Here is a 24,396-nt window from a genome sequence, read left to right on the forward strand (position 1 = left end):
ATGTTCCCTCACTGTGGCGGCGCGTAGCCGTGTTCCTGTGCCCAGACAAACCAGTTGTCCACCACAGTCCCGGTCAACAGAATGCCGATCCCGCCGGTCAGCGTTACAAGCACCGCAAACCACCAGGCCCAGCGGTGAATCCCCTCCATCGTGGCGTTAAAGCCCATGGTCCAGCGCCAGAACAGCGCCGCCCGCTCTGATGCCGTGCCGCGGTCGATGATCTGCTCCAGCTCGCGGTCGCCGCCAAACCGGCTGACCGCCAGAATGGTCGCGCCATGCATCGCAAACAGCAGGGCGGAACCGTACAGGAACGCGATGGAAAGCGCATGGAACGGGTTATAGAACAGGTTGCCATAGGTCAGGCTGAACAGGTTGGTCCAGTCCAGATGGCTGAAGATGCCATATGGCACGGCGTGGCTCCACGATCCCATCAGGATCGGCCGGATCAGACCCAGCACCAGAAACAGCCAGATCGCCGAGGCAAAGGCCCAGGCCACATGCTTGCCCATCCCCAGCGCCTGCGCCCGCAGATACGTCCGCACCCACCAGGCACAGACAGAGATCAGCAGGAAGAAACTGGCGATGATCCACAAGCCGCCTTCGGCAATCGGGGCAAAGCCCAGACCATATTCCTCGGCCGGAGGCTCAAGGCTGAACCAGAACAGATCGCGCAGGAACACCGCCGGGTTCAGACCCGCCTGATACCAGAACCACGCGCCCACGGTGAAAAACCAGATCGCACCGGAGACCAAAGAGATCACGCCCATGGTGCCCAGATAGACCGGCCCCAGCTGCGCATTGCCGATCCAGCCCATCAGGTTGGAAAACCCGGCGGTCTTGGTGCGGTTGAACAGATCCACCCCTTCGACCAGCCCCATTTCAGGCTCGGCCCGGACCTGGACCTGCGTGAAGATGTTTTGATACTCAGCCATTGATGCCTCCCTCAATTCCGGCCCACCACGGCAGTTGCAGCCACCAGTCCCACCAGAACACCCACTGATCAAACCAGATGGTGCCGGAAATCACGATACAGATTGCCGACCAGAACCCGGCATTGAGCGCCAGGAGCAGACCAACACGGTGGATACCAAGCGTACCAACCGAATAGCCGATCAGATCGCGGAAATAGGTATCCTCGTGATCCGGCGTCCGCATCTCCTTGCCCTTTTCAGGGTTGGCCGCCGACAGGATCAGCGCGCCATGCAAGGACAGTGCCAGCGCCGTGGTGAAGAAGAAACTCACCGCGATCATATGCGCCGGATTGTAGTGGAAATTGCCGTATTGGTAGCCGGTGTTCGACACCCAGTCGAGGTGGGTCCAGATGCCATAGGGAAAGGCATAGCCCCAGGCCCCCATCAGCACCGGGCGGATCACCACCAGCGTGAGGTAAGCGAAAATCGCCACCCCGAACGCCACCGGCACATGATAGCCCATACCCAGCTTGCGGCAGATCTCGACCTCGCGCAGCGCCCAGGACACAAAGGCCCCGGTCGCGCAGATGGTGATCACCTGCCACAACCCGCCCTCACGCAGCGGCGCTGCGGCAAGGCCCATTTCAACAGGCGGCGGCGCAATGGAAATCAGCCAGGGGTTCCATGTTCCCTGCAAACTCGCGCCATAAAAGATCAGAATTGTGCCGAGGGCTGCAAAGAAGAAGCCCACGACTCCAAAGAAGCCGACGTAGAAAGGGCCGACCCAGAAGTCGAACAGATTCCCGCCGACAAGCGTGCCGCCCGGCACGCGGTATTTTCGTTCGAAGCTGAGCAGTGCCATGCTTCCCTCTCCGCGTTTATGGAGGCGGTCCCGTCATGGGCGGAATGCGCCATGGGAGGCCGACTTGACATTCGGTGTGGTTTTCGCGGGCGGCCTGACCAGCAAGCCGCCCGCGACGGGGTCACGGATTACTCCGCAACCACGACGCGGTTGTACTTCGCCGCTGCGATGTCGAGCCAGTTGTAGGACGGGGTCGACAGCAGCACGAGGTGGATCATCGCCGCCAGCAGGAACAGGAAAACACCCTGTGCCACAAACACGCGACGGGGATCGAAGATCAGCCAGATTTTGTAGAATTTCGACATTGTGTGATCCTCCTCAGAACCAGGGGCGCCAGATATACACGGCAAGGTGGGCAACCACGGCAATTGCCGTGAAGAGCCAGAGCCCGCTCATGTAGACAGAATGCAGTTCCTGCGCCTGCTCGTCGGTAAGACCTGTGAAACTCAGGTCGGTTCTATCAGCCATAGTATCCTCCGGATTTGGAGACTGCCGCCGCATACCCTGCGGCGGGGGTCACGGAGCGGCGGAGTGCCGTTCCGTGTTTTCCGATTCCCCACAGGTCTTGCGGGAAAACGAAGCGATGGCTTCCGACGGGCGCGGCGGAAGGGAAGTGCGGGGCCGGGTTACGGCCGGAAAATCGCGGGCGTGATCGCCCCGGCCTCGTGCCAGGCCCGGGCCAGCGGCCCATGCACCGGCAGACGCTGGTGCCGGATCACCGCCCAGACCCAGGCCCCGAGGGACAAGGGCACGGCGACCAGAAAAATCATTGCGAAATAGATGTAGAACTCGGCTTTCGGCGTGCGGTGCACATGCCCGCCTGCGGTCTGGTCACTCATGGGTGCCTCCCTTGGTTTCCCGGCTCACGGATTGGCGGGTATCGCCGCGCAATCCTTCGACAAATTCGACAATCACCCGCTCGGCCCCTTGGTCGAGCGCAGCTTTTTCCGCCGCATCCCGCAGGGATTTGGCGGCAGAGATCCGGGTCAGCACCGGATGTTCGGAAACGATACGGTCCAATGCGGCCTGCGCATCCAGATCCCATGGGAAATCACGCCGCAGCGTGGTGGGCGTGGCCGCCGCCGAGTCCATCTCGGACCCCAGCGGCAGGATATGGAACAAGGCCTCGAACAGCCCGTTGCACACCTCCTGCAAGATCCAGACCGCACCGGCATAGCCCATGAACGGCGTGCCGGTGTGGCGCCGGATCGCAGCACCGGGAAAGCTTGCAGCGATGAAACTGGGGGCCGGACCATGGCCACCTTTCAGCTCCGCCAGATACATCTTCTCATTGATCGACCCCATCACGATCAGCGGCCGGTGCTGCTTCAGCTGCGCCCGCACCGCCTCGTTGTTGGTCTTTGACCCTGCCACGCGCGACACGGCAAAGGCGCAAGGCAGGCCCAGATCATCCTCCAGATAGGCCCGCACGCCGCGCGCATAGGTGTCATTGGCGACAATCGCAAAGCTCGCCGTGGCAAAGAAATCCTGCGTGACCGAGCGCCACAGATCCCAGACCGGCTTCAGCGTCGAATGCTTCTCGCGCTCGATGAACGGCTCCGGGTCCAGCCCCAGCAAATCGCCCAAGGCGCGCAGGAATTTAGTGGTCGAGTCGAGGCCGAACGGCGCCTGCAGGTACGGCTTGCCCAGCACCTCGGCCAGACCGCGACCAAACTCGCGGTACATCACGATGTTCACATCGGCATTCACCAGATTGCGCATCTCGGCCAGATGCGCGCCCAGCGGCATCACCATATTGACCTCGGCCCCGATGCCCTCGGCCAGACGGCGGATCTCGTACAGGTCCGACGCCATGTTGAAAGTGCCATACATCGGTCCCAGAATATTGACGCGCGGGCGGTCGCCCTCGGCCCGCTTTTTCTCCAGCGGCATCCGGCCCTTGGTCATGCCGAACTCGGTGAAGATCCAGGTCATCGCCCGGTCAGCGCATTGCCATTGATCCTCATCAATGGTGCGCGGCAAAAACCGCTGGATGTTTGTCCCCGCAGGCGTCACCCCACCGCCGATCATCTCGGCAATGCTGCCAGTAACCACCACCGCGGGCAGCGCCGGGTCCAGCGTCTTCCACGCCCGCGCCATCGAGGACTCGGTCCCCGAGGTCATCTCATCCTCGCCCAGACCCGTGACAACGATCGGCAATTCATGCGGCGGCAGACCATCGGTGTAGTGCAGCACGGACGTTACCGGCAGGTTCTCGCAGCCCACCGGGCCGTCGATCACCACCTGCAAGCCCTTGACGGCGCAGAAGGCATAGATGGCGCCCCAGTAGCCGCCTGCCCGGTCGTGGTCCTGAATCAACATGCGGACCTCCCGGCATGGCGGTCGGCAGCGGGGGTTTCACACCCCCGCACCCCCGTGGGATACTTAGAGACAGAAAATGGCAGGAGGATCATATCATCTCCTCCGCCTTGGCGGCGCGCGCCAGCTTGTCGAGCTTTTTCTGATGCGCGGCGCGGAAATCGGGGCGCAGGTTGGGCGCGCCCTCCCAGATGCCGCCGGTATCGCCCGACCCGACCCCTTCGAAAAAGGTCTTCATCCCCAGCATCCGGGCCTTGTTGCCCATCGCTGCATTGATCACCTGTGCCAGCGATCCCGCGCCAGCCGGTCCCATCAAGGGCCGGGCCGAGATGAGGTTCGTGAAGTAAAGCGCTGGAATTCCCAGCTCTTTTGCCTTTTGCACCACAGGTGTCGTGCCAATCGCCAGATCCGGCTGGAACCCGGCCATCGCCGCGCAATCATCTTCAAGACTGGCGCGGAACTTCACCGCAACCCCTTTGTCGGCCAGCCAGGCGCGATCCGCCTCACTCCATTCGTTGCGCGCGCAAGCAGTGCCGACATAGGGCACTTCGGCACCACTCTCGATCAGCAGCCGCGCCACCAGCAGCTCAGAGCCTTCGTAACCCGACAGCGTGATCCGGCCCCGGATCGGGTTCGCGGCCAGCGCAGCCTTGATCGCAGCGCCAAAGGCATTCTGTGCAGCGACGATCTTTTCTGACGCCACATCATAGGCTTCGCCGATGTTCTTCAACCAGTCCATCGTGCCATCAAACCCGACCGGACCCGAGCCGACAACCGCCCGGCCCGCCGCCTGAAACTCGCGGATCGCCGCCGTGTAGAACGGGTGGATCGCCGCCACGACCTTGCAATCAAGGGCGGCATACAGCTCGCGCCATTCCCGGCACGGCACCACCGGCCCCGCCGCCAGCCCCATCGGCGCCAGCATCGCGCCGATCATCATCGGATCGGCCGGGAACATCTCGCCCAGCAGGGCCACCGTCGGGCGGTCAGACCGGCCCGACGCCGGGGCAGCCACCGGCCCCGCCATGATCTCCGCCCGCGCATAGGCCAGCATTGCGCCGGCCAGCACATCCTTGGCCTCGGCGTGGGTCGGCACGCCAAACCCCGGCACATCAATGCCCACAATGCGCACGCCGTTGATTTCATTCGGCAACAGCCGCAGCGGCACGCCGCTGGCGGTCGGCACGCACAGGTTTGTCACCACCACCGCATCATAGCGCGCGGGGTCGGCCAGTTCGTGCACGGCGTCGCGGATGTCCTCGAAGAGCTTGCCGGTCACCAGCGTCTCCGAGTTGAAGGGCACATAACCAACCGACCGGCGGGCACCATAAAAGTGAGATACAAACGTCAGCCCATAGACACAGCAGGCGGACCCCGACAGCACCGTCGCCACCCGCCGCATCCGCAAACCCACGCGCAGGGAGCCAAAGGCCGGGCACATGGATTGTGGTTTGTCGTGAGGGCCTTGCGGGTAATCCTTTGCGTAACGGTTCAACAGGTCCGAATTGCCCGCCGCCCGCGCCGCCGCTGCCATCTGATCCGCCCCGGCATGACAGCCCAAGCCATCCACCGATGGCACAGCCGCCTGATCGGGCGTGACATGGCGCAACCCGCTCATTGCGACCCCGCCTTGCGCTGCATCGCGCGCAGCGCTTCTTCCACCTGACGCAAGGCTTCCAGATCAAACATTGTCATACACCACTTCCAGCGAGACCTTCACTCCGGCGTATTTGCCGCGCATGTCGGCGTCGGTGGCCGGGGTCAGCACGAAATCCGCGCCGGTGTGTTCGGCGCTGAACAGGCCCAGCAGCCCGTCCTGCGTCAGCGGCGCCGGACGCACCGGGGGGGCAAGGCCCACCGCTGTCGCCAGATCAGCAAACATCGGTCCCCACTGGCTTTCATAGCTGCCAACGATATGATAATTCGCCGATTTCTTGCGCAGATCATCATCTTGCGGGATCGCCGCCAGCACCGGAATCTTTACCTCGGCCGCAAAGGCCGCCGCCTCGCCGGTGCCGTCATCCTTGTTGATCACCAGCCCGGCCACGCCGACATTGCCGCCCAGCCGCCGGAAATACTCCACCGCAGAGCAGACATTGTTGGCGACATACAGCGATTGCAGATCGTTCGACGCGACCAGGATCACCTTTTGCGCCATGTCCCGCGCGATCGGCAGACCAAAGCCGCCGCAGACCACATCGCCGAGGAAATCCAGCAGCACATAGTCAAAGTCCCAGTCGTGAAACCCCAGCTTTTCCAGCAGCTCAAACCCATGGATGATCCCGCGCCCGCCGCAGCCCCGGCCCACTTCCGGCCCGCCCAGTTCCATCGCGAACACGCCGCCGCGTTTGAAGCAGACATCGCCGATCTTCACCTCTTCCCCCGCCAGTTTCTTTCGGGTCGAGGTCTCGATGATCGTCGGGCAGGCCTTGCCACCGAACAGCAGCGACGTGGTATCCGATTTCGGGTCGCAGCCGATCAGCAGCACCCGCTGGCCCATTTCGGCCATCATGTGCGACAGGTTGGCCAGCGTGAAGGATTTGCCAATGCCACCCTTGCCATAGATCGCGATGATCTGTGTCTTCTTGGTGGGCTCCCCCTGCGGGATCTCCAGGTTGGGCTCTTCATGCGCCTCGTCGCGCAGGCGGGCGTCAAAATCCTTGAGGTTCGGGATATCCAGGGTCATGCGTGGCCGCTCCAGTCTAAAATCATTTTCAGGCAGGATGCGTCTTCAAAGGCCGTTCTATAGGCCTCTGTTGCATCCGATGCCGGGCGGGTGTGGGTGATCAGCCCCGACAGGGACAAGGCACCGCTCTCGATCAGGGCGCGGGTGGCAGTCAGGTCATCCGGGGTCCATTCGCTGGCAATCCGGATCCGCGCCTCTTTCATAAAGGCAGGCGGAAAGGCAAAGCTCACCGGCTCGGTGTAGAACCCGGCCAGCACCACCTCACCGCCGCGCGCCAGCCGCGTCACCAGTTGGTCCAGCAGGCCCGTGGCCCCGCTGGCATCGTAAATCGCCTTGTAATCGCGGCGTGTATCTTCGGCGGGGTCAATCACCTCATAGCCGACAGCACCGCTGCGGCGTGCGGGGTTCACCTCCCAAACCACCGGCGCAGGGGCCCCGGCCGCCACGGTCAGCCGCGCCAGCAACCGGCCCAGCGTGCCATGCCCCACGATCAGATCGGGCAGCGCGGTGTTGAACCCGGCCAGCGCATGCCGCGCGGTTGCGGCCAGCGCCAGCAGCGCACCCTCGGCGCCCATGCCCCGGTCCAGCCGCGCCACCCGCGCCGCAGGCGTCACCAGATGGCGCGACGCGCCCCCGAACAGCCCGCGCACATTGTCTGCAAAGCAATTGGCACCGGGCACAAACACATGCTCGCCGACGCGAAAGCCGCTTTCCGGGGCGGCTTCCACCACCTCGCCAAACGACTCGTAGCCGGGCACCAGCGGATAGCCCATGCCGGGAAACGGCGGCATTGTGCCGCACCAGAACAGCTTTTCCGTGCCGGTCGAAATACCGGAATGCGACACCTCGACCACCAGATCCCCGACCGTCGGAGCGCAGAGGCCCAAAGACGCAAGCCCCAGATCGCGCGGCCCGGACAGGATGACGGCAGATGTTCTCACGTGGTCTCCTCTCCTCCCCTTGATCACAGAGTCGCGATCCCTTGGGGTCTTTGCGTTAGGTGTAAGTTTAATCTTACATTCTAATCTGTCAATTTAAATGGACACTTTTTCGGCAGATAGCTGTGCAGCGGTTGAAAACACCCCTGCCGGGCCTTACGGCGCAGGCTTTTGGGCAGTGAGGGCCGAGGTGACATAGGGACGCGCGCCCGGCAAAACCCGGACACCGGCAAAGCCTGCGGCCTGCAGCAGCGCCGAAATCTCTGCCGCCGACCGGGTCCGCCCGGTCTGCATTGCCAGAGTGTAAACCGCGAAATACACATCCGTTGCCGGGTCGGGCCGTGCCCCGCCCGACATCGGCTCGGAAATCAGCAGCCGCCCACCGGGCGGCAGGGCACGATGCACCGCCGCCAGCAGCGCCGCCACCGTGTCGTCGGAATGGTCATAGAGCACCCGGATCAGGCTGATCATATCCGCACCCTCCGGCAGCGGATCGTCGCGGAAACTGCCCGGATGCACGGTCAAACCGGGTAGCGCCGCCGCCCCGGCCACCACGGCGGGCAGGTCAAACAGCGTGAGTCGCAGCCCCGGATAGGCCGCCGCCACGCAGCGCAGAAACGCCCCGGTGCCGCCGCCCACATCCATCAGATGGCGCGTGCCGCGCAGGCTGACCAGCCGCAGCGTATCCGCCGCCACCAGCGCCTGACTGTCGCTCATCAACCGGCTGTAGCGCGCGGCAAGGGCGGGGTCAGCCGCCCCCCCCGCGCCAAAGACATAGGGCCAGAACCCGGCCAGCTCCGGCTGAGTCTGGCCCCTGAAAAACGCCACCGGATCGGACAGGTCGCGGTACAAAACATCATGGTGCCGCACCATCGCCTCCAGCCCCGGCACGGTCAGAAACGCGCCGCCGCGCGGGGTCAGATGCCACAGGCCCCGCGCCTGCCGCACGAGCTTCAGCGCCGCCCCGGCCTGCAACAAGATCACCATCCGCGACTCGGGCACCCCCGCCGCATGGCCCAGCGCCGCCGCCGTCGCAGGCCCTTCGGCCAGCCGGTGCAGCACCCGCAATTCCACCAGGGCCAGCAGCGCCTGCGATTGCACAAAGCCCGACACCACATCAAACAGCGCGCGCCCCTCGGCACGCGATGTCAATCTAAGCCACGGAATCCGCTCGATAATCGCATGAACCCGTGGCGACATCGCCAGCCGCGTCAGCCAGCCCGGCCCGCGCGCAGGCGTCTCCAGCGGCACATCGGCCATGCGCTACCCCTTGGCGGCGGTCAGCCGCGCCGGGGTCATCTTTTCGGCATAGGCGCGCACCATCTGCGCCAGCATCGCCTCCCCCGGACAGGCCGGGATCGAGGCTATCGCCCCGCCCAGGATATCGCGCAAATGCGCCACGGCCCCCGAAACCCCCAGCGCGGCCACCGCCGATGGCCGGCCATGCGCCGCATCCTGCCCCGCCGGTTTGCCCATATCCTCGGCCCCCAACAGCGCGTCTTTCAGGTCATCCGCGACCTGAAACGCAGCCCCGATCCGCGCGCCCAATTCCTCCCACGGCTCGGCATCCTGCCCCGCTGCAAGCGCGCCCATCTGGGTGGCGGCAATGAACAGCGCCCCGGTTTTGGCCCGGTGATAAGCGTCCAGATCAATCTGCGTCTCACTCTCCCAGCCCTGCCCGGCACAGATGCCATGCGGCATCCCCGTGCGCTGCGCCAGATGCGCCACCAGCCGCAAGGCCCGCTCCGGCGCATCCCCCCCCGCACGCGCCAGCACCTCAAACGCCAAAACGATCAACGAATCGCCCGCCAGCACCGCCAGCGGTTCGCCAAAGGCCCGGTGCACCGTCGCCTTGCCGCGCCGCAGATCGGCATCGTCAAACGCGGGCAGGTCATCATGCACAAGGCTGGCGCAATGGATCAGCTCCAGCGCCACCGCCGCCGCATCCGACAGCCCGGGCCGGTCATCGCCGCACGCGAGCGCGACCGACAACAAAATGGTGGGCCGGATCCGCGCCCCACCCGGAAACACCGCATAGGGCAGCGCCGCCCCAAGCCGTGGTGGGGCAACCCCCGACTGCACCAAAGCCATCGCCCGCAGCATCGCCGCCTCTACCCGCCCGTCCAGTGCCATCTGCCGCCCTTTCCTGACGCCTCTGCCCGCCATCGTGGCAGCGTGCAGCACATGTGTAAACTAAAACTTACACTTCATTGTCATTCACTATGGACAACCGCAGCGACTCCGCCATCATGTCCGGCATGGAACAGCACGACACAGTGGTCATCATCGGTGCCGGCTTCGGCGGTCTGGCCGCCGCCATCCGGCTCGCGGCCATGGGCCTTGCCGTCACCGTGATCGAGCGCGCCGACATCCCCGGCGGCAAGGCCCGCGCCCTGCCCTCGCCCGCAGGCCCGGTCAACACCGGCCCCACCGTGCTGACGATGCGCAGCGAGTTTGACGCGCTGTTCGCCCTCGCCGGTCAGCGCCTCGACGACCACATCCGCCTGATCCCGCAACCCATCCTCGCCCGCCACTGGTGGCAGGGCAGCCCCACGCTCGACCTCTCCCCCGACACCGAGGCGAATATCGCAGCCATCCACGCCTTTGCCGGCCCGCGGGAGGCCGCCGCCTTCGCCCGCTTTGACCGGCTGGCCCAATCCCTGCTCACCGCCTTTGACGCCCCCATGATGCGCGCCGCCAGACCGAACCCGTTGCAGATCGCCCGCGCCGCCGCCACCCGGCCCCGGCTCTGGCCCGCCCTCCTCCCCGGCATGTCGCTCGAAAGCCTGCTGAAACAGCACTTCCGCGACCCCCGGCTGATCCAGCTGTTCGCCCGCTACGCCACTTACGTCGGCGGCCGCCCGCGCCATGCCCCCGGCGTGCTCGCCCTGATCTGGCGCGCCGAGGCACAGGGCGTCTGGGCGGTCGAGGGCGGGATGCACAGCCTTGCCGCCGCCCTCGCCCGCCTTGCCGCCAGCATGGGCGTCCGCTTCCACTTCGCCACCGCCGCCCGCCGCATCCACACCCGCAATGGCCGTGTCTCAGGCGTGGAGACCGAAGGCGGCCACCTGCTGCCCTGTCACACCTGCGTCTTCAACGGCGACCCCGCCGCCCTGACCGCTGGCCTGCTTGGCCCCGAAGCACGCACAGCGATCCCGCAGGGCAGAACCACCCCGCGCAGCCTTTCGGCCCATGTCTGGGCCTTTGCCGCCACCGCCCAGGGCGCAGACCTGACCCATCACAACGTCTTTTTCACCGATGATCCCCAGGCCGAATTCGGGCCCATCGGTCAGGGCCGCGCCCCCGAAAAGCCCACGCTCTACCTTTGCGCCCAAGACCGCACCCCCACGCCGCCCCAGGGCCTGGAACGGTTCGAAATCATTCTCAATGCCCCCGCAAACCTTCAGCCCGATCCAGACGAGGAACCCCGATGCCGCCAGCGCACCTTCCCCCGGCTCAAGGCCTTCGGCCTGAGCTTCTCGCCCGACCCGGACCCCACAGCCCTGACCACACCCAGCCATCTGGCCAGCCTGTATCCGGGGTCACAGGGCGCGATCTACGGCCGCTCGCCCGAGGGGATGCTGGCGGCGTTCCAACGCCCGACCGCGCAGACCGGCTTGCCGGGCCTCACGCTGGCGGGCGGCGGGGCGCATCCGGGAGCGGGGGTGCCGATGGCAGCCCTCTCCGCCCGGCACACGGTCGCGGCGATCTGGCAGGACCGGATTTCCGGGTCCACGTCGCCCCAAATGGCTACGCCTGGTGGTATATCGACGGGGTCAGCACCGACGGCACGCGCGCCGTTTCGGTGATCGGCTTCATCGGCTCGGTGTTCTCGCCCTGGTATCGCTGGTCGGGCCGCCGCGACCCCGAAAATCACTGCTGCATCAACGTCGCCACCTACGGCCCCGGCAGCCGCTTTACCATGACCGACCGCGGCCGCTCTGCCTTGCGCCGCAGCGCCGACACGCTCAACGTCGGCCCCAGCAAACTGCACTGGACCGGCCGCCAGCTGATCATCGACATCAACGAATGGGGCGCGCCGCCCATGGTCACGCCGGTGCGCGGCCAGATCATCCTGACCCCGCAGGCGGTCACGCAGACCGAGGTGCTGCTGACCCCGGACGCCGCCCATATCTGGCGTCCCTTTGCCCCCACCTGCCACATCGCCGTCAACCTGACCCAAGGCCACCAGTGGCAGGGTCACGGCTATTTCGACGCCAATTTCGGCAGCCGCGCGCTGGAGGATGATTTCGATTTCTGGACATGGGGCCGCTTTCCGATGCAGGGCGGGGCGCTGTGCATCTACGACGCCACCCGCCGCGATGGCAGCACCCTCGACCTCGCGGTAGAGATCGACGCCACAGGTGCTGTGCGCGAAACCACCGCCCCGCCCTGCACCCGCTTTGCCCGCAGCCTGTGGCAGGTCAAACGTGAAACCCGCGCCGACGCTGGCACCACACCCCGCCAACGCCTCAACATGCTCGACGCGCCGTTCTACAGCCGCTCGTTGGTCGAGACCCGTATCAACGGCGAGCAGACCACCGGCGTGCACGAAGCCCTCGACCTTATCCGCTTTCGCCAGCCGCTATTGAAACCCATGCTTGCCGTCCGCGTCCCGCGCCGCGCAAACTGGAGCTTCCCCGACTGACCGCCGGGCAGGCCCCTTCCGCATTGCTGCTTTCAAAATACTCCCGCGCGGAGCGCTCCCGAACCCTCAGCCCGCGCGGACAGCCACAGGATTGCGCATCCAGACCGAGGCATTCAGCGCCCCCGCAATCGTCACCCACAAAAGATAGGGCGCAAACAGCCAGCCCGCCACCGGATCAATCTGCCAGAACGCCGCCAGCGTCGCCGCCACCGCAATCCACAGCAGGCCAAGCACGATCAGCCCCGCCCGGATCCGCCGCAGCCCGAAAAACACCGGCGTCCACAGCGTGTTCAGCGCAATCTGCAGCGCCCAGAGTGCCAGCGCCTGCCCCACCCGGTCGTCAGACCCTGCCAGCATCGCCACCCGCATCGCGGCAATGGCCATGCTCAGATACAGCACCGTCCAGGCGACCGGAAACATCCAGTCTTTCGGCGTCCACCAGGGTTTGGACAATCCCTTGTACCAGTCGCCGGGCTGAAACATCGCCCCCGTCGCCGCCGCAGCCCCGCAGGCCGCCAGATAGGTGAAAAACAACGCAAAATCCATGAACCCGCCCTTTCGGTGACCCGTTCTTTCTAGACCAGACCCACCAAAGCGCAAGCCAAAGCGAGACCATCGCAGGCGCGGCACCGTCGCGCACGGGTCTGGTTCGAGGCTGAACGCAGCACAGGCCGCGCCGGTTCCGCAGGGTATGTGCCTGCACACAGCACCCCAGTCAAAACCTTAAAAATCCCTTAACGGTCCACTGCCATCCCATTGATTTCAAATGAAACACCAGGCTGTAACACAGTGGGCATCTGCCTGATCACGCCAGTCCGCGCGACCGGGCTTCCAGCTGGGCCAGCACCTCGAACAGCGCCTCCGACCGGCCCCGCGCCGCACCCTGCCGTGCCGCCGCCTCGACCAGAAACGCCACCTCCGCCGCTGGCCTTGCATGCAGCACCGCCGGTCGCGGCAGCAGCGGCGAGGCGGCGGCGCGAAGCCCGGCCAGCATCAGCCAGCCCAGCTTTTGCCCCTTGCCCGTCCGCGCCCGCAGGCTGACCGAATCAAACCCGGCCCGCGCCACCTGACCGCCGATCCCGGCATAGATATGCCGGGCGGCAAAGATCCCCGGACGACAGGCCAGCGGCAGCGCCGCCACCCCGGCCTCGGCCCGCAGATAGAGCCGCTCCGCCTCGCCCAGCAGCCGCGCCGTCACCCGCCGCACGCCGTCGCAGGCCGCAGGCGTCGCCAGAAACCGCTCCACCGCCACCCCCTCGGCACGCAGCCAGTCCAGCGGCAGAAACACCCGCCCCGCCCGCGCATCCTCACCCACGTCGCGGCTGATGTTGGTCAGCTGCATCGCCAGCCCCAGATCGCAGGCCCGCGCCAAGGCATCGGCGTCGCGCACCCGCATCAGCACGCACATCATCGCCCCCACCGCCCCTGCCACCCGCGCCGAATAGTCCAGCACGCCCGACAGCGTGTCATAGCGCCGCCCGATCGCATCCCAGGCCAGCCCCTCCAGCAAAGCCTCGGGCAGCGCGCGCGGCATCTCGAAATCCTCGACCACCGCGGCAAAGGCCCGGTCGGCATAGCCATCGCGCGGGCGTCCCTGATAGACCAGTTCCAGCCGGTCGCGCAGCCGCAAGACCGCCCCGGCCTTGTCCGCCCCCTCATCCACCTCATCATCCGCCACCCGGCAGAAGGCATAGAGCGCCAGCGCCGGGTCGCGCACCCGCGCGGGCAACACCCGTGACGCGGCATGGAACGACAAAGACCCGGTGCGGATCGCGGCGCGGCAAGCCGCCATATCGTCAGGCGCGATCATTCTGCCGCCATCCGCAACGCGGCCGGTGCGACCCCGCCCGGCGCATCCGGCACCAGTCGACCCAACACCTCTGCCGTGCCGATCACCCCTGGCAGCCCCGCCCCCGGATGCGTCCCCGCCCCGGCCAGATACAGGCCCGGCAGCTCTTCGCTGATGTTATGCGGCCGGAACCAGGCCGATTGCAGGATGCGCGGCTCGATGGAAAACCCGGCGCCATAAGGCGACAGATAGCGGTCCCGAAAGGTCTCGGGCGTGAATGTCAGGCTTTCCGTCACCCGCCCGGTCAGCCCCGGCAGCAGGCGCTCTTCCAGAACCTTGAGCATCTTTGCGCGGTAGGGCTCTTCCTCGACCGCCCAGTCCACCCCGGTGTCATGCCCCAGATGCGGCACCGGCGAGAGCACGTAGAACGTATCATCCCCCTTGGGCGCGCAGCTCGGATCAGTGACCGAAGGGCGATGCACATAGAGGCTCATGTCCTCCGCCAGCCGACCGCGAATGAAGATATCCTTGATATGCTCACGGTAACGCGGGCCGACGACGATGGAGTGATGGCCCACACCGCGCCACATGCCCGCCGTACCCTTGGTGCCGAAATACCAGACATACAGCCCCATCGACCAGCGCGCGCGCTTCAGCTTTGCCGGGGTCCAGCGCTTTTTGGGCGCGTTGCGCAGCAGCCGGTCATAGGTATGCCCCGCATCGGCGTTGGAGACGACCACCGCCGCCGGCAGGGTTTCACCCGTGACCAGCCGCACGCCCGAGGCGCGGCCGGCGGAGAGGGTGATTTCATCCACCTCCGCGCCCTGCACCACCGTGCCGCCCTGGCCCTCGATCACCCGCACCATGGCATCGGCAATCGCCTGCACCCCGCCCATGGCGTAATGCACCCCGAACGCCTTTTCCAGATGGCTGACAAGGATATACATCGAGGTCACGTTGAACGGATCGCCGCCGATGAACAGCGGGTGGAACGACAGCGCAAAGCGCAGGTGTTCATCTTTGACGCGGGCGGCTGCATGGGCATAGACCGACCTGTCGGCCCGCATCATGGCGAACTTCGGGATCGCCTTTACCGTATCCCAAAGCCGGTGCATCGGCTTGCGGCCGAGATCCTCGTAGCCGAACCAATAGCGCGCCTCGGAGTCCTTGAGGAACTGCGCATAGCCCTTTGAGTCGCGAGGGGAAATCCGTGCCACCTCAGCCTTGATCGCGGCGTCATTCTGCCGGGCGGTAAAGGTCTCGCCATCGGCAAAGCGGATCTCGTAGAACGGGTCCAGCGGTCGGAGCGCGACATCGGCGTCGAAATCACGCCCGCAGGCGGCCCACAGGTCGCGCAGGCCCTGCGGCACCGTCACAATCGTCGGCCCCAGATCGAATCGGTGGCCGCCCTTGGTGATCGACGAGCCGCGCCCACCCGCCCGGTCCAGCCGGTCGAGCACCGTCACCCGGTAGCCCTTGGCCCCAAGCCGCATGGCCGAGGCCAGACCACCAAGGCCTGCACCGATGACAATAGCCTGATCCGGTCGGGTGGGATCAGAGGTGGGAAAGGCAGCGCAGGGGCGTGGGGTATGTTGCATAAGGCCGATGATAGACTGTCCATTTTAATTTACAACAACAGCCTTACCATTCACAAATTCTGAGTTGTCGCTTTCTCTTGCACGAAATTAGTGTCAGACTAACTTTACATACACGCCAGACGGAGGGCAGATCCATTCCCATAGCCACCCTCAGCCTGTTCCGCTTTTCCGGCGCCCTGCCCCGGCTTTGGGTGATCGGCCAGATGTCCGCCGCGCGCCTGACCCTGCGCCGCGAACGCCGCGCGCTGTTCTGGAAGCTGTGCGGATCGGGCACCGGAGAGGGCTTTACGCCAAAGCCGAACTGGGGCGTCTGGGCGATCCTGGCGACCTGGCCGGATGAGGCGACGGCGCGCGACGCGGTGGCGACCAGCCCGGTCTTTGCCCGCTGGCGTAGTCACGCGGCAGAAAGCTGGACCCTGTTTCTGGACCCCACCTCGGCGCGTGGCGCGTGGGCGGGGGTCAATCCGTTCCTGCCCGGCCTCGCCCCCGCTGCCAGCGGCCCCGTCATCGCCTTGACCCGCGCCACCATCCGCCCCGGCCGCGCGCTGCGGTTCTGGAACCGGGTGCCCGACATTTCCGCCGCCATCGGCAGCGACCCGAATGTGGTGTTCAAGATCGGCATCGGCGAGGTGCCCTTGCTGCATCAGGTCACGTTTTCGGTCTGGCCCGATGCAGCAAGCATGGCCCGGTTCGCGCGCGGCAACGGCCCGCACGGGCAGGCGATTGCCGCCGTCCGCGATGGCAACTGGTTTGCCGAGGAACTTTACGCCCGCTTTGCCCTGTTGGGCACGGCGGGAAGCTGGCAGGGCGGCGATCCGCTGGCCCGGCTGAGACAGGAAAAGGACGCCGCCTGATGCAAGCTGAGACTGCTCCCAACATCCACGCCCTGCCCAAGCGCACCCCCTCGCGCCAGCCGTTTCCGTTTTCGGCCATCGTCGCGCAGGAGGCGATGAAACAAGCCATGGTGCTGACCGCAATTGACCCCGGCATCGGCGGCGTTCTGGTGTTCGGCGACCGGGGCACCGGCAAATCAACCGCCGTGCGCGCGCTGGCGGCGCTGCTGCCCGAGATCGAGGCGGTGGAGGGGTGCCCGGTCAACTCTGCCCGCCCCGACCAGTGCCCGGATTGGGCGCAGATCACCGCCACGCAAGTGATCCGCAAGCCGACCCCGGTGGTCGATCTGCCGCTTGGCGTGACCGAAGACCGCGTGGTAGGCGCGCTCGACATCGAACGTGCGCTGACGCGCGGCGAAAAGGCGTTTGAGCCGGGCCTGCTGGCCCGCGCCAATCGCGGGTATCTCTATATCGACGAGGTCAACCTGCTGGAGGATCACATCGTTGACCTGTTGCTCGATGTCGCCCAATCCGGTGAAAACGTGGTGGAACGCGAGGGTCTGTCGATCCGCCACGCCGCGCGCTTTGTGCTGGTCGGCTCCGGCAACCCCGAGGAAGGCGAACTCCGCCCCCAATTGCTCGACCGCTTTGGCCTGTCGGTCGAGGTGACCAGCCCCCGCGATGTGGAGACGCGGGTGCAGGTGATCCTGCGCCGTGATGCCTATGAGACCGGCTATGACGCCTTCATGCCTGACTGGCAGGCGGCGGATGGCGCGTTGCGCGACCGTATCCTTGCCGCCCGCGTGGCGCTGCCGCAGCTGACCACGCCCAACACCCTGCTGCATGATTGCGCGTCGCTGTGCATCGCGCTCGGCTCTGACGGCTTGCGGGGCGAGCTGACGCTGTTGCGCGCTGCCCGCGCGCAGGCGGCGTTTGACCGCGCGCAGACCGTGACCCGCGCCCATCTGAAGGCGGTGGCGGTGATGGCGCTGTCGCACCGTCTGCGCCGCGACCCGCTGGATGAGGCGGGGTCGGGCGTGCGCGTGGCGCGCATGGTGGATGAGGTTTTGCCGTAGGCACTCATGGACTGGGACCGGATCACCCTCGCGCTGCAGTTGCTGGCCATCGACCCTGAGGGGCTCAAGGGCCTGTGGCTGCGCGCGCGCAGCGGGGCGGTGCGCGACCGGGTGACGGCGGCGCTGACCGCGCTGCCGCTGCCGGTGGTGCGGCTGCACCCCGGCCTTGCCGATGACGCGCTTTATGGCGGGTTGGATCTGCCCGCCACGCTGGCCACCGGCCGCCCTGTGACATCGCGCGGGTTGCTGAGCCAGCCTGCGGCGTTGGTGCTGACCATGGCCGAACGCGTGCCACCGGGGCTGTCGGCGCGGCTGGCCCATGCGCTGGACACCCGTGGCCATTGCCTGATCGCGCTGGATGAGGCGGCAGAGGAAGGCGAGGGCCTGCCGCTGGCACTGACCGACCGGCTGGGGCTGTTTGTGGATCTGGACGGCATAGCATGGTCTGACACCGCCGAAATTTCCATGGATCACAAGGCCTTGGCCGAGGCCCGCGCCCTGTTTCCCGCCGTAACCCTGCCGCCCGATGCCGCAAGCGCCCTGACCCGCGCGGCGGCAGAACTGGGCATCGCGTCATTGCGCGCGCCCTTGCTGGCGATGGCCGCCGCGCGCGCGCTGGCCGCATGGGCAAGGCGCACCACAGTCACCGACGACGACCTGCGCCAAGCCGCCGAGCTGATCTACGGCCACCGCGCCCTGCCCTTGCCAGAAGCAACCCCGCAGGACCAGCCAGAGCCGCCACCGCCCGATGCGGGCGACGACAGCCCGCAAGACAGCGCAGACCAAAGCCAGCCCTTCCCCGAGGATATGCTGGTGGAAGCGGCCCGCGCCGCCCTGCCCGCTGATCTGTTAGCACAACTGACCGCTGGCCGTGCCGCCCGCACCGCCAAGGGTGCCAGCGGCACCGGGGCCGCGCGCAGTGGCAACCGCCGCGGTCGCCCCTTGCCGTCACGCCCCGGCAGGCTGGGATCGGCTGCGCGGATTGATCTGGTCGCCACCCTGCGCGCCGCCGCGCCCTGGCAACCTCTGCGTCGCAGAGCGGCGCAAAGCGCTGCGGTGCTGCTGGTGCGCGCCGCAGACATCCGCGTCAAACGCTTCGTCGAGACCTCTGACCGGGTGCTGATCTTTGCCGTCGATGCCTCCGGCTCATCGGCCTTTGCCCGGCTGGCCGAGGCCAAGGGCGCGGTGGAACTGCTGCTGGCCGCCGCCTATGCCCGCCGCGATCATGTGGCGCTGGTGTCGTTCCGGGGCACCGGGGCCGAACTGATCCTGCCGCCGACCCGTAGCCTTGTGCAGACCAAGCGCCGCCTTGCCGGTTTGCCGGGCGGCGGTGGCACGCCACTGGCCGCCGGTATGCAACTGGCGATGGCGACCGCCGCGCAGGCCCGCGCGCGCGGGCTGACGCCCACGATTGCGCTTCTGACCGACGGGCGTGGCAATATCGCACTGGATGGCAGCGCCAACCGCGCGCAGGCCGAGGCAGACGCGCAGCGGCTGGCCCGCGCGATCCGCGCTACGGGCTTTCCTGCGGTGGTGATCGACACCGCCAACCGCCCGCAACCCAGCCTGTCCGAGATGGCGCGCCAGATGGATGCGCCCTATCTCGCCCTGCCCCGTGCCGATGCGCGGCGGCTGTCGGGCGTGCTGTCTGCGGCCCTGGGGGAGTAGCGGATGGACAGCGCCCGCCTGCCCGCCGACTGGCCCTACCGGGCCGACGCCCGCCACATCCGCGTGAGCCCACATGACTGGTGGGTGATCGACGCCGGGCCAAAGGATGCGCCTGTGCTGCTGTTGCTGCACGGCGCGGGCGGATCGGGTCACAGTTTCCGCGCGCTGATCCCTTTGCTGTCAGAGACCTACCGCGTGATCGTGCCCGATCTGCCCGGTCAGGGCTGCACCCGCCCGGGCGGCATGCGCCGCTTGGGCCTCGACGCGATGGCCGAAGACCTGACCCGCCTGTGCCAAAGCGCAGGCATGGCGCCACAGGCGGTGATCGGCCATTCGGCAGGGGCGGCGATTGCGCTGCGCATGGCCGATCTGACCCCGCTGCAGGCGATCATCGGCATCAATGCCGCCCTTGGCACCTTTGACGGCGCGGCGGGGGTGATGTTTCCGCTGATGGCGCGCGCGCTGGCGGTCACGCCCTTTGTGGGCGCGGCGGTGGCAAAGCTCTGGGGCAATCCGGCCACGGTCAACAAACTGCTGACCGGCACCGGCTCGCCGCTGGATGCGGCGGGGCAGGCGCAATACCTGACGCTGGTGCGCGATGCGGGTCATGTCGGCGGCACGCTGGGGATGATGGCGCAATGGCGGCTGGACGGGCTGATGGCACGGCTGCCCTCGCTGCAAGAGCCGGTTCTGCTGATCGCGTCAGACCGCGATATGGCGGTGCCGCCAAAGGTGTCGCGCGATGCGGTGGTGCATATGCCGGATGCGACCTATGCGGAACTCGCAGGCTTTGGCCATCTGGTGCATGAAGAGGCGGCGGATCAGGTGGCAGCGGTGCTGCTGCCCTGGCTGGCGGCGCGGATTTGATGGCGCCCCCCCCACCCCAGCCCTCCCCCACGAGGGGGGAGGGAGGCGATTGGCAAAACCGGCGCGTCCGATGGTCAACGCGTCGGGTGGCAACACAGGCAGGCAATTTACGTAAAAGCGCCTCCCCTCCCCCTTGTGGGGAGGGGCTGGGGGTGGGGGGGCGGCGCACCGAAAGACGTTAGCGTCCTACCCCGACGCTTGCGCCAAAGATGCGGGCCATGTGCTCGGTCATGTAAATCTTCAGCCAGGGCGTAAAGCGCTCCGGGCTGTGCCGCACCTCATCCGACAGATCGTGCAGCTCGACCCAGCGCGTGTCCATCACCTCATCCGGGTCAGGTGCTACCACCAGCCCTGCCCCGGCCTCGGCGACAAAGATATCGACCAGTTCATGCTCGATCAGACCGCCGCCGACATCGGCGCGGTATTCCACCCGGTCGGCAAGGGCCGGGACCAAACCGGTGATCCCCAGCTCTTCGCGCAGGCGGCGCAGGGCACAGGTGGCGGCATCCTCATCCCAGCGCGGATGGGTGCAGCAGGTGTTGGCCCAAAGCCCCGGCGTGTGATATTTCGACAGCGCCCGGCGCTGGATCAGCACGCGACCACCATCGGTCACAAAGACCGACACCGCCTTGTGCCGTAACCCGCGCTGATGCACCTCCAGCTTGCCCACCGGGGCAAGCGTGCCATCGACCCAGGCCGGAATCAGTTCTTCTGTCTCTGCGTTCATGACCACTTCGGCGATACCAACCCCAACAGATGCGCCATATTCTTGATCCCGATCTTGACGTGGGCCATCGGCCGCGCCTTGACCAGAGATTTGTTCATATAAGCCTCGAACGTCAGCTTTTGAACATCAATGTCATGGCACAGGCTGACAAAACGCTCGCGCCGGTCGTCGCTGCGGTAATAGGCATCCTGCATCGAGCGCAGGACCCGGAACACCGTGCCATGCTCGCGCATGAACATCTTGCGCGCCAGCCGCAGATCCTTGGCCCGCCCCGACAGCAGTGCCGCCTGCGCCGCCGTCGCGGCCACGCGGCCCCCGGCCATGGCGTAGAAAATCCCCTCGCCCGACGAAGGGGCCACCACCCCCGCCGCATCGCCCGCCAGCACCACATCGCGGCCATTGTCCCAGCGGTCCAAGGGCTTGAGCGGAATTGGCGCGCCCTCCTTGCGGATGGTCTCACAGCCGGTCAGGCCAGACATGGCGCGCAAGGCGGCGGTGGCCACCTTCAGGTCAACCCCGTCCACCTCGGTCCCCATGCCGACGCTCGCATGCTTGCCATGCGGGAATACCCAGCCGTAGAAATCCGGGCTGATCTTGCCGTCATAGATCACATCGCAGCGCATCGGGTCGTAATCGGCATTGGCGGCAAAGCCGCCTTCGGGGGCCTTGATAATCTCATGATAGGCGATGACGTAAGGAATCTTGTCACCGCCCGGCACCTCGGCCCGTGCCACGGCAGAGCGCGCGCCATCGGCCCCGATGACCAGCCGGGTGCGGCTGCGCCGCTCTTCTCCGCTGGCCTTGTCGCGCCAGATCACATGGGTTCCGGCCGCATCCCGCTCCACCCGCAGAAAGGTGCCGGTCAGCCGGTCGGCGCCATTCATCGCGGCGCGGTCGCGCAGGAATTCGTCGAACTCTTCCCGGTCGACCATGCCGACATAGCCGCCCTCGATATGGATATCGACGGCGCGCCCCGTGGGGCTGATCATCCGGGCGGTGCGGATTTTTGCCACAAGCATCGCGTCGGGAATGTCGAAATCGCGGATCGCACGCGGCGGGATCGCGCCACCGCAAGGCTTGATCCGCCCGGCCCGATCCAGCATCGCCACCCGGTATCCCGCCCGCGCCAGATCTTCGGCAGCGGTCGCGCCCGAAGGCCCGCCGCCGACGACAAACACATCATACTGCATGGTCACTCTCCCGGAATGGCTATGGCAGGGGGCCGCGCGTCGCGCCCCCCTTTGGTCGCATCAATCACACGCAGGGCGATCAGGGCGGCGATCAGAAACAGACCCGCCTCGGCCAGAAACACCAGGCCAAAGGCAGTATTGGCAGGCAACCACAGTCGGAACAGATCAACACTCGCCGCGCCCAGCAAGCCGCCGAACCCGGCGGCAAGCGCTTGCGCCGCGCCCCACAGGCCCATGCGCGTGCCTTCGCGCGCGCCGCGCCCCTGCCCGGCAAGCGCCATCATCGAGCCGATGGCCGCCACCGCGAACATGCCGTTGAAAAAGCCCAGAGCGATCACCGCAGGCACCAGCAGGCCGATGCCGGTCTGCCCCAGACCCGCAATCCCCGCCAGGGCGACCGCCGATCCGACACAGCCCGCCACCACCCAGTGCCGCAGCGTGCCGATCCGCAGGCCGGTGGCGGCAATGCCGACTGCCAGCATGCCAAGGAACACCCCGCCATTCTGCGCGCCCGACAACTGGGTGCTTTGCCCGACGCCGTAACCGAAGACGAGGCCGGCATAGGGCTCCAGAATCAGCTCCTGCATGAAATAAGCGGTCATCGACAGGAACACGAACAGCGTAAAGGCGCGCGACTGCGGCTCGGCCCAGATCTGCGCCAGGCCTTGCCGAAACGGGGTCGGATCGGCCTCACGCTCGGCGATCACGTGGGATTCGATGCCCCAGACCGCCAATGTGGTCAGCACCACTGCGCCAAGGGTCACGATGCCGACGATTTCCAGCAGCAGGACCGGGGTGTAATCCTTGAGGAAATGCCCAACCGTGCCCGCCGTGACGGCAATGCCGAAGATCATCATCAGCCATGTGATCGTCGCCGCTGCCGCCCGCCGCTCTGGCGCGGTGGCGGTGGCCAGCAATGCCAGCAGCGAGGTGCCGGATGCCCCCACCCCCACCCCGATCAGCGCATAGGCCGCGACCGACAGCGCCAACCCGGCCACAGGCTGCGCCGGGATGATCACAACCCCAACCGCCGCCAGAAACGCGCCCGCAGACAGCGCCGCCATGCCACCGATGATGAACAGCGTCCGGTTGCCGCGGGTGTCCGACCGGAACCCCCAGTTGGGCCGGGTGATCTGGATGCCATAATGCAGCGCCACCAGCAGCCCCGGCACCAGCGCGGGCAAGGCCAGCTCGACCACCATCAGCCGGTTCAGCGTGCTGGTGGTCAACACCACCACAGCGCCCAGACACATCTGCACAAGGCCAAGGCGGATGATCTGGAGCCAGCTGAGCTTCATCCCGCACCCCCCAGATTTCGCAGGGCAAAGGCGGCGATCATCATGCCAGAGACATAGAACACAATCCCGGTGCCGTTGTACCATGGCGCGTATTTCTTCGGGTCGCGGAACAGCCGCCGCATCGCCAGCACCTGTGCCAGCAGCAGCAGGATCACCGCCCCCGCATGCCAGGGCGCGCCCCAGATGAGCAAGAGCGCGATCACCACCGCCTGCGCCATCGCCATCGTGGTGCAGGCGATCCGCGCGGCCACCTCTGGACCCAGCACAACCGGCAAGGAGCGCACGCCATGCTGGCGGTCGCCTTCCAGCGCCTTGAAATCATTCAGTGTCATGATGCCATGCGCGCCAAGCGCATAGAGCAGTGCGATGATCACGACCTCAAACCGGGGCGCTGCTGACAGCAGCACCGCAGCACCCGTGAACCATGGCAGACCCTCATAGGACAGGCCAACCAGCCCTGGCCCCCACCAGCCCGAGCGCTTCAGCCGCACCGGCTCGGCCGAATAGGCCCAGGCGGCGATCACCCCGGCAACCGTCGCGCCAAAGCCCCACGGCCCCAGCAGCCAGCCGATGACGAGGCTCAGCACCGTCATCACCAGCGCAATATACAGGCCCCACCGACCCGGAATCCGGCCCGAGGGGATCGGGCGGCCCGGCTCGTTCACGGCATCCACATGCCGGTCGCACCAGTCATTCGCCGCCTGTGACATACCGCAGACCACCGGCCCGGCCAGCACCATGCCAAGGATCACGATCCCCCAGTTCCCCGACAGTGCCGCCCCCGACGACACCGCGCCGCACAGATAGGCCCAGACCGGCGGGAACCAGGTAATCGGCTTGATCAGCTCCAGCATGGCGCGGGGCTGTGGGGTGGTACGGGCAAAGGGGGCGATGCTGACAGTCATATGTCAACTACACATGACAATCGAGAGTCGGGCAAGGGGTCGAAACACAAATAATGTAAATTATACATTACACATTCTGCC

24 protein-coding genes are annotated in these 24,396 nt (G+C 66.5%); 6 read left to right on the top strand and 18 right to left on the bottom strand.

Going from position 1 to position 24,396, the window contains the following annotated elements:
* Positions 1-8: 8 nt before the first annotated feature.
* The 11 genes from pufM to D1012_RS12560 form a co-directional block, all read right to left on the bottom strand.
* On the bottom strand, positions 9-932 hold the full coding sequence (pufM, locus tag D1012_RS12510) for a photosynthetic reaction center subunit M (protein ID WP_118152688.1): 924 nt from the start codon (positions 930-932) through the stop codon (positions 9-11).
* Positions 925-1,773, bottom strand: coding sequence for a photosynthetic reaction center subunit L (gene pufL / locus D1012_RS12515; protein ID WP_118152690.1), 849 nt, complete (start codon positions 1,771-1,773; stop codon positions 925-927). Before pufL ends, pufM begins: the two co-directional genes overlap by 8 nt.
* A 128-nt stretch (positions 1,774-1,901) precedes the next feature.
* Positions 1,902-2,078, bottom strand: coding sequence for a light-harvesting antenna LH1, alpha subunit (gene pufA / locus D1012_RS12520; RefSeq protein ID WP_118152692.1), 177 nt, complete (start codon positions 2,076-2,078; stop codon positions 1,902-1,904).
* A gap of 13 nt (positions 2,079-2,091) precedes the next feature.
* The gene (pufB, locus tag D1012_RS12525) at positions 2,092-2,241 is read right to left on the bottom strand and encodes a light-harvesting antenna LH1, beta subunit (protein WP_100198094.1); all 150 of its coding nucleotides are present in this window, start codon (positions 2,239-2,241) and stop codon (positions 2,092-2,094) included.
* A gap of 158 nt (positions 2,242-2,399) precedes the next feature.
* Positions 2,400-2,612: a cytochrome PufQ gene (gene pufQ / locus D1012_RS12530; RefSeq protein WP_118152694.1), complete on the bottom strand. Its 213-nt coding sequence runs from the start codon at positions 2,610-2,612 to the stop codon at positions 2,400-2,402.
* Positions 2,605-4,095, bottom strand: coding sequence for a chlorophyllide a reductase subunit Z (bchZ, locus tag D1012_RS12535; protein ID WP_118152696.1), 1,491 nt, complete (start codon positions 4,093-4,095; stop codon positions 2,605-2,607). Before bchZ ends, pufQ begins: the two co-directional genes overlap by 8 nt.
* Positions 4,096-4,183: 88 nt before the next feature.
* Positions 4,184-5,710, bottom strand: coding sequence for a chlorophyllide a reductase subunit Y (gene bchY, locus D1012_RS12540; protein ID WP_118152698.1), 1,527 nt, complete (start codon positions 5,708-5,710; stop codon positions 4,184-4,186).
* A gap of 63 nt (positions 5,711-5,773) precedes the next feature.
* Positions 5,774-6,778, bottom strand: a complete 1,005-nt coding sequence (locus tag D1012_RS12545; protein ID WP_118152700.1) for a chlorophyllide a reductase iron protein subunit X — start codon at positions 6,776-6,778, stop codon at positions 5,774-5,776.
* Positions 6,775-7,719 carry a chlorophyll synthesis pathway protein BchC gene (gene bchC / locus D1012_RS12550; protein ID WP_118152702.1) on the bottom strand — a complete coding sequence of 315 codons (945 nt, stop codon included), beginning with the start codon at positions 7,717-7,719 and terminating at the stop codon, positions 6,775-6,777. The genes D1012_RS12545 and bchC overlap by 4 nt, the downstream gene beginning before the upstream one ends.
* A 153-nt stretch (positions 7,720-7,872) precedes the next feature.
* Complete coding sequence (locus tag D1012_RS12555) at positions 7,873-8,976, bottom strand: methyltransferase (RefSeq protein ID WP_118152704.1); 1,104 nt, start codon at positions 8,974-8,976, stop codon at positions 7,873-7,875.
* A 3-nt stretch (positions 8,977-8,979) separates the two neighbouring features.
* Complete coding sequence (locus D1012_RS12560) at positions 8,980-9,849, bottom strand: polyprenyl synthetase family protein (RefSeq protein WP_118152706.1); 870 nt, start codon at positions 9,847-9,849, stop codon at positions 8,980-8,982.
* An 89-nt stretch (positions 9,850-9,938) separates the two neighbouring features.
* Between D1012_RS12560 and crtD the strand changes: the two genes are divergently transcribed.
* Positions 9,939-11,525: a 1-hydroxycarotenoid 3,4-desaturase CrtD gene (gene crtD, locus D1012_RS12565; protein ID WP_233517110.1), complete on the top strand. Its 1,587-nt coding sequence runs from the start codon at positions 9,939-9,941 to the stop codon at positions 11,523-11,525.
* Entirely contained in the window at positions 11,522-12,364 is an 843-nt protein-coding gene (gene crtC / locus D1012_RS12570; RefSeq protein WP_118152708.1) for a carotenoid 1,2-hydratase, read from the top strand. The genes crtD and crtC overlap by 4 nt, the downstream gene beginning before the upstream one ends.
* A gap of 66 nt (positions 12,365-12,430) precedes the next feature.
* On the opposite strand, the gene tspO is transcribed toward crtC, so the two are convergent.
* From tspO to D1012_RS12585, 3 genes are all read right to left on the bottom strand, one after another.
* Positions 12,431-12,910, bottom strand: a complete 480-nt coding sequence (gene tspO / locus D1012_RS12575; RefSeq protein ID WP_118152710.1) for a tryptophan-rich sensory protein TspO — start codon at positions 12,908-12,910, stop codon at positions 12,431-12,433.
* 259 nt (positions 12,911-13,169) lie between these two features.
* Positions 13,170-14,174 (bottom strand): 15-cis-phytoene synthase, encoded by a 1,005-nt coding sequence (gene crtB / locus D1012_RS12580; protein ID WP_118152712.1) that lies wholly within the window; start codon positions 14,172-14,174, stop codon positions 13,170-13,172.
* Positions 14,171-15,751, bottom strand: a complete 1,581-nt coding sequence (locus D1012_RS12585) for a phytoene desaturase (protein ID WP_118152714.1) — start codon at positions 15,749-15,751, stop codon at positions 14,171-14,173. The genes crtB and D1012_RS12585 overlap by 4 nt, the downstream gene beginning before the upstream one ends.
* 191 nt (positions 15,752-15,942) lie before the next feature.
* Between D1012_RS12585 and crtA the strand changes: the two genes are divergently transcribed.
* Genes crtA through bchO form a run of 4 tightly spaced genes read left to right on the top strand, consistent with a single transcriptional unit; the run spans position 15,943 to position 20,195 of the window.
* Positions 15,943-16,605: a spheroidene monooxygenase gene (gene crtA, locus D1012_RS12590; RefSeq protein ID WP_435530917.1), complete on the top strand. Its 663-nt coding sequence runs from the start codon at positions 15,943-15,945 to the stop codon at positions 16,603-16,605.
* A complete protein-coding gene (gene bchI, locus D1012_RS12595) occupies positions 16,605-17,660 on the top strand; it encodes a magnesium chelatase ATPase subunit I (protein WP_118152716.1) in 1,056 nt (351 codons plus the stop codon). Before crtA ends, bchI begins: the two co-directional genes overlap by 1 nt.
* A gap of 6 nt (positions 17,661-17,666) precedes the next feature.
* Entirely contained in the window at positions 17,667-19,328 is a 1,662-nt protein-coding gene (locus D1012_RS12600) for a magnesium chelatase subunit D (RefSeq protein ID WP_118152718.1), read from the top strand.
* A 3-nt stretch (positions 19,329-19,331) separates the two neighbouring features.
* Entirely contained in the window at positions 19,332-20,195 is an 864-nt protein-coding gene (bchO, locus tag D1012_RS12605) for an alpha/beta fold hydrolase BchO (protein WP_118152720.1), read from the top strand.
* 178 nt (positions 20,196-20,373) lie between these two features.
* On the opposite strand, the gene idi is transcribed toward bchO, so the two are convergent.
* The 4 genes from idi to chlG are packed head-to-tail and all read right to left on the bottom strand — an operon-like array spanning position 20,374 to position 24,315.
* Positions 20,374-20,922, bottom strand: a complete 549-nt coding sequence (gene idi / locus D1012_RS12610; protein WP_118152722.1) for an isopentenyl-diphosphate Delta-isomerase — start codon at positions 20,920-20,922, stop codon at positions 20,374-20,376.
* Positions 20,919-22,112, bottom strand: coding sequence for a geranylgeranyl diphosphate reductase (locus D1012_RS12615; protein WP_118152724.1), 1,194 nt, complete (start codon positions 22,110-22,112; stop codon positions 20,919-20,921). The genes idi and D1012_RS12615 overlap by 4 nt, the downstream gene beginning before the upstream one ends.
* A 2-nt stretch (positions 22,113-22,114) precedes the next feature.
* Positions 22,115-23,410 (bottom strand): BCD family MFS transporter, encoded by a 1,296-nt coding sequence (locus D1012_RS12620; protein WP_118152726.1) that lies wholly within the window; start codon positions 23,408-23,410, stop codon positions 22,115-22,117.
* Complete coding sequence (gene chlG, locus D1012_RS12625; RefSeq protein ID WP_118152728.1) at positions 23,407-24,315, bottom strand: chlorophyll synthase ChlG; 909 nt, start codon at positions 24,313-24,315, stop codon at positions 23,407-23,409. Before chlG ends, D1012_RS12620 begins: the two co-directional genes overlap by 4 nt.
* Between the last annotated feature and the right edge of the window lie 81 nt (positions 24,316-24,396).

The organism is Pseudotabrizicola alkalilacus (assembly GCF_003443995.1).
GTDB lineage: Bacteria > Pseudomonadota > Alphaproteobacteria > Rhodobacterales > Rhodobacteraceae > Pseudotabrizicola > Pseudotabrizicola alkalilacus.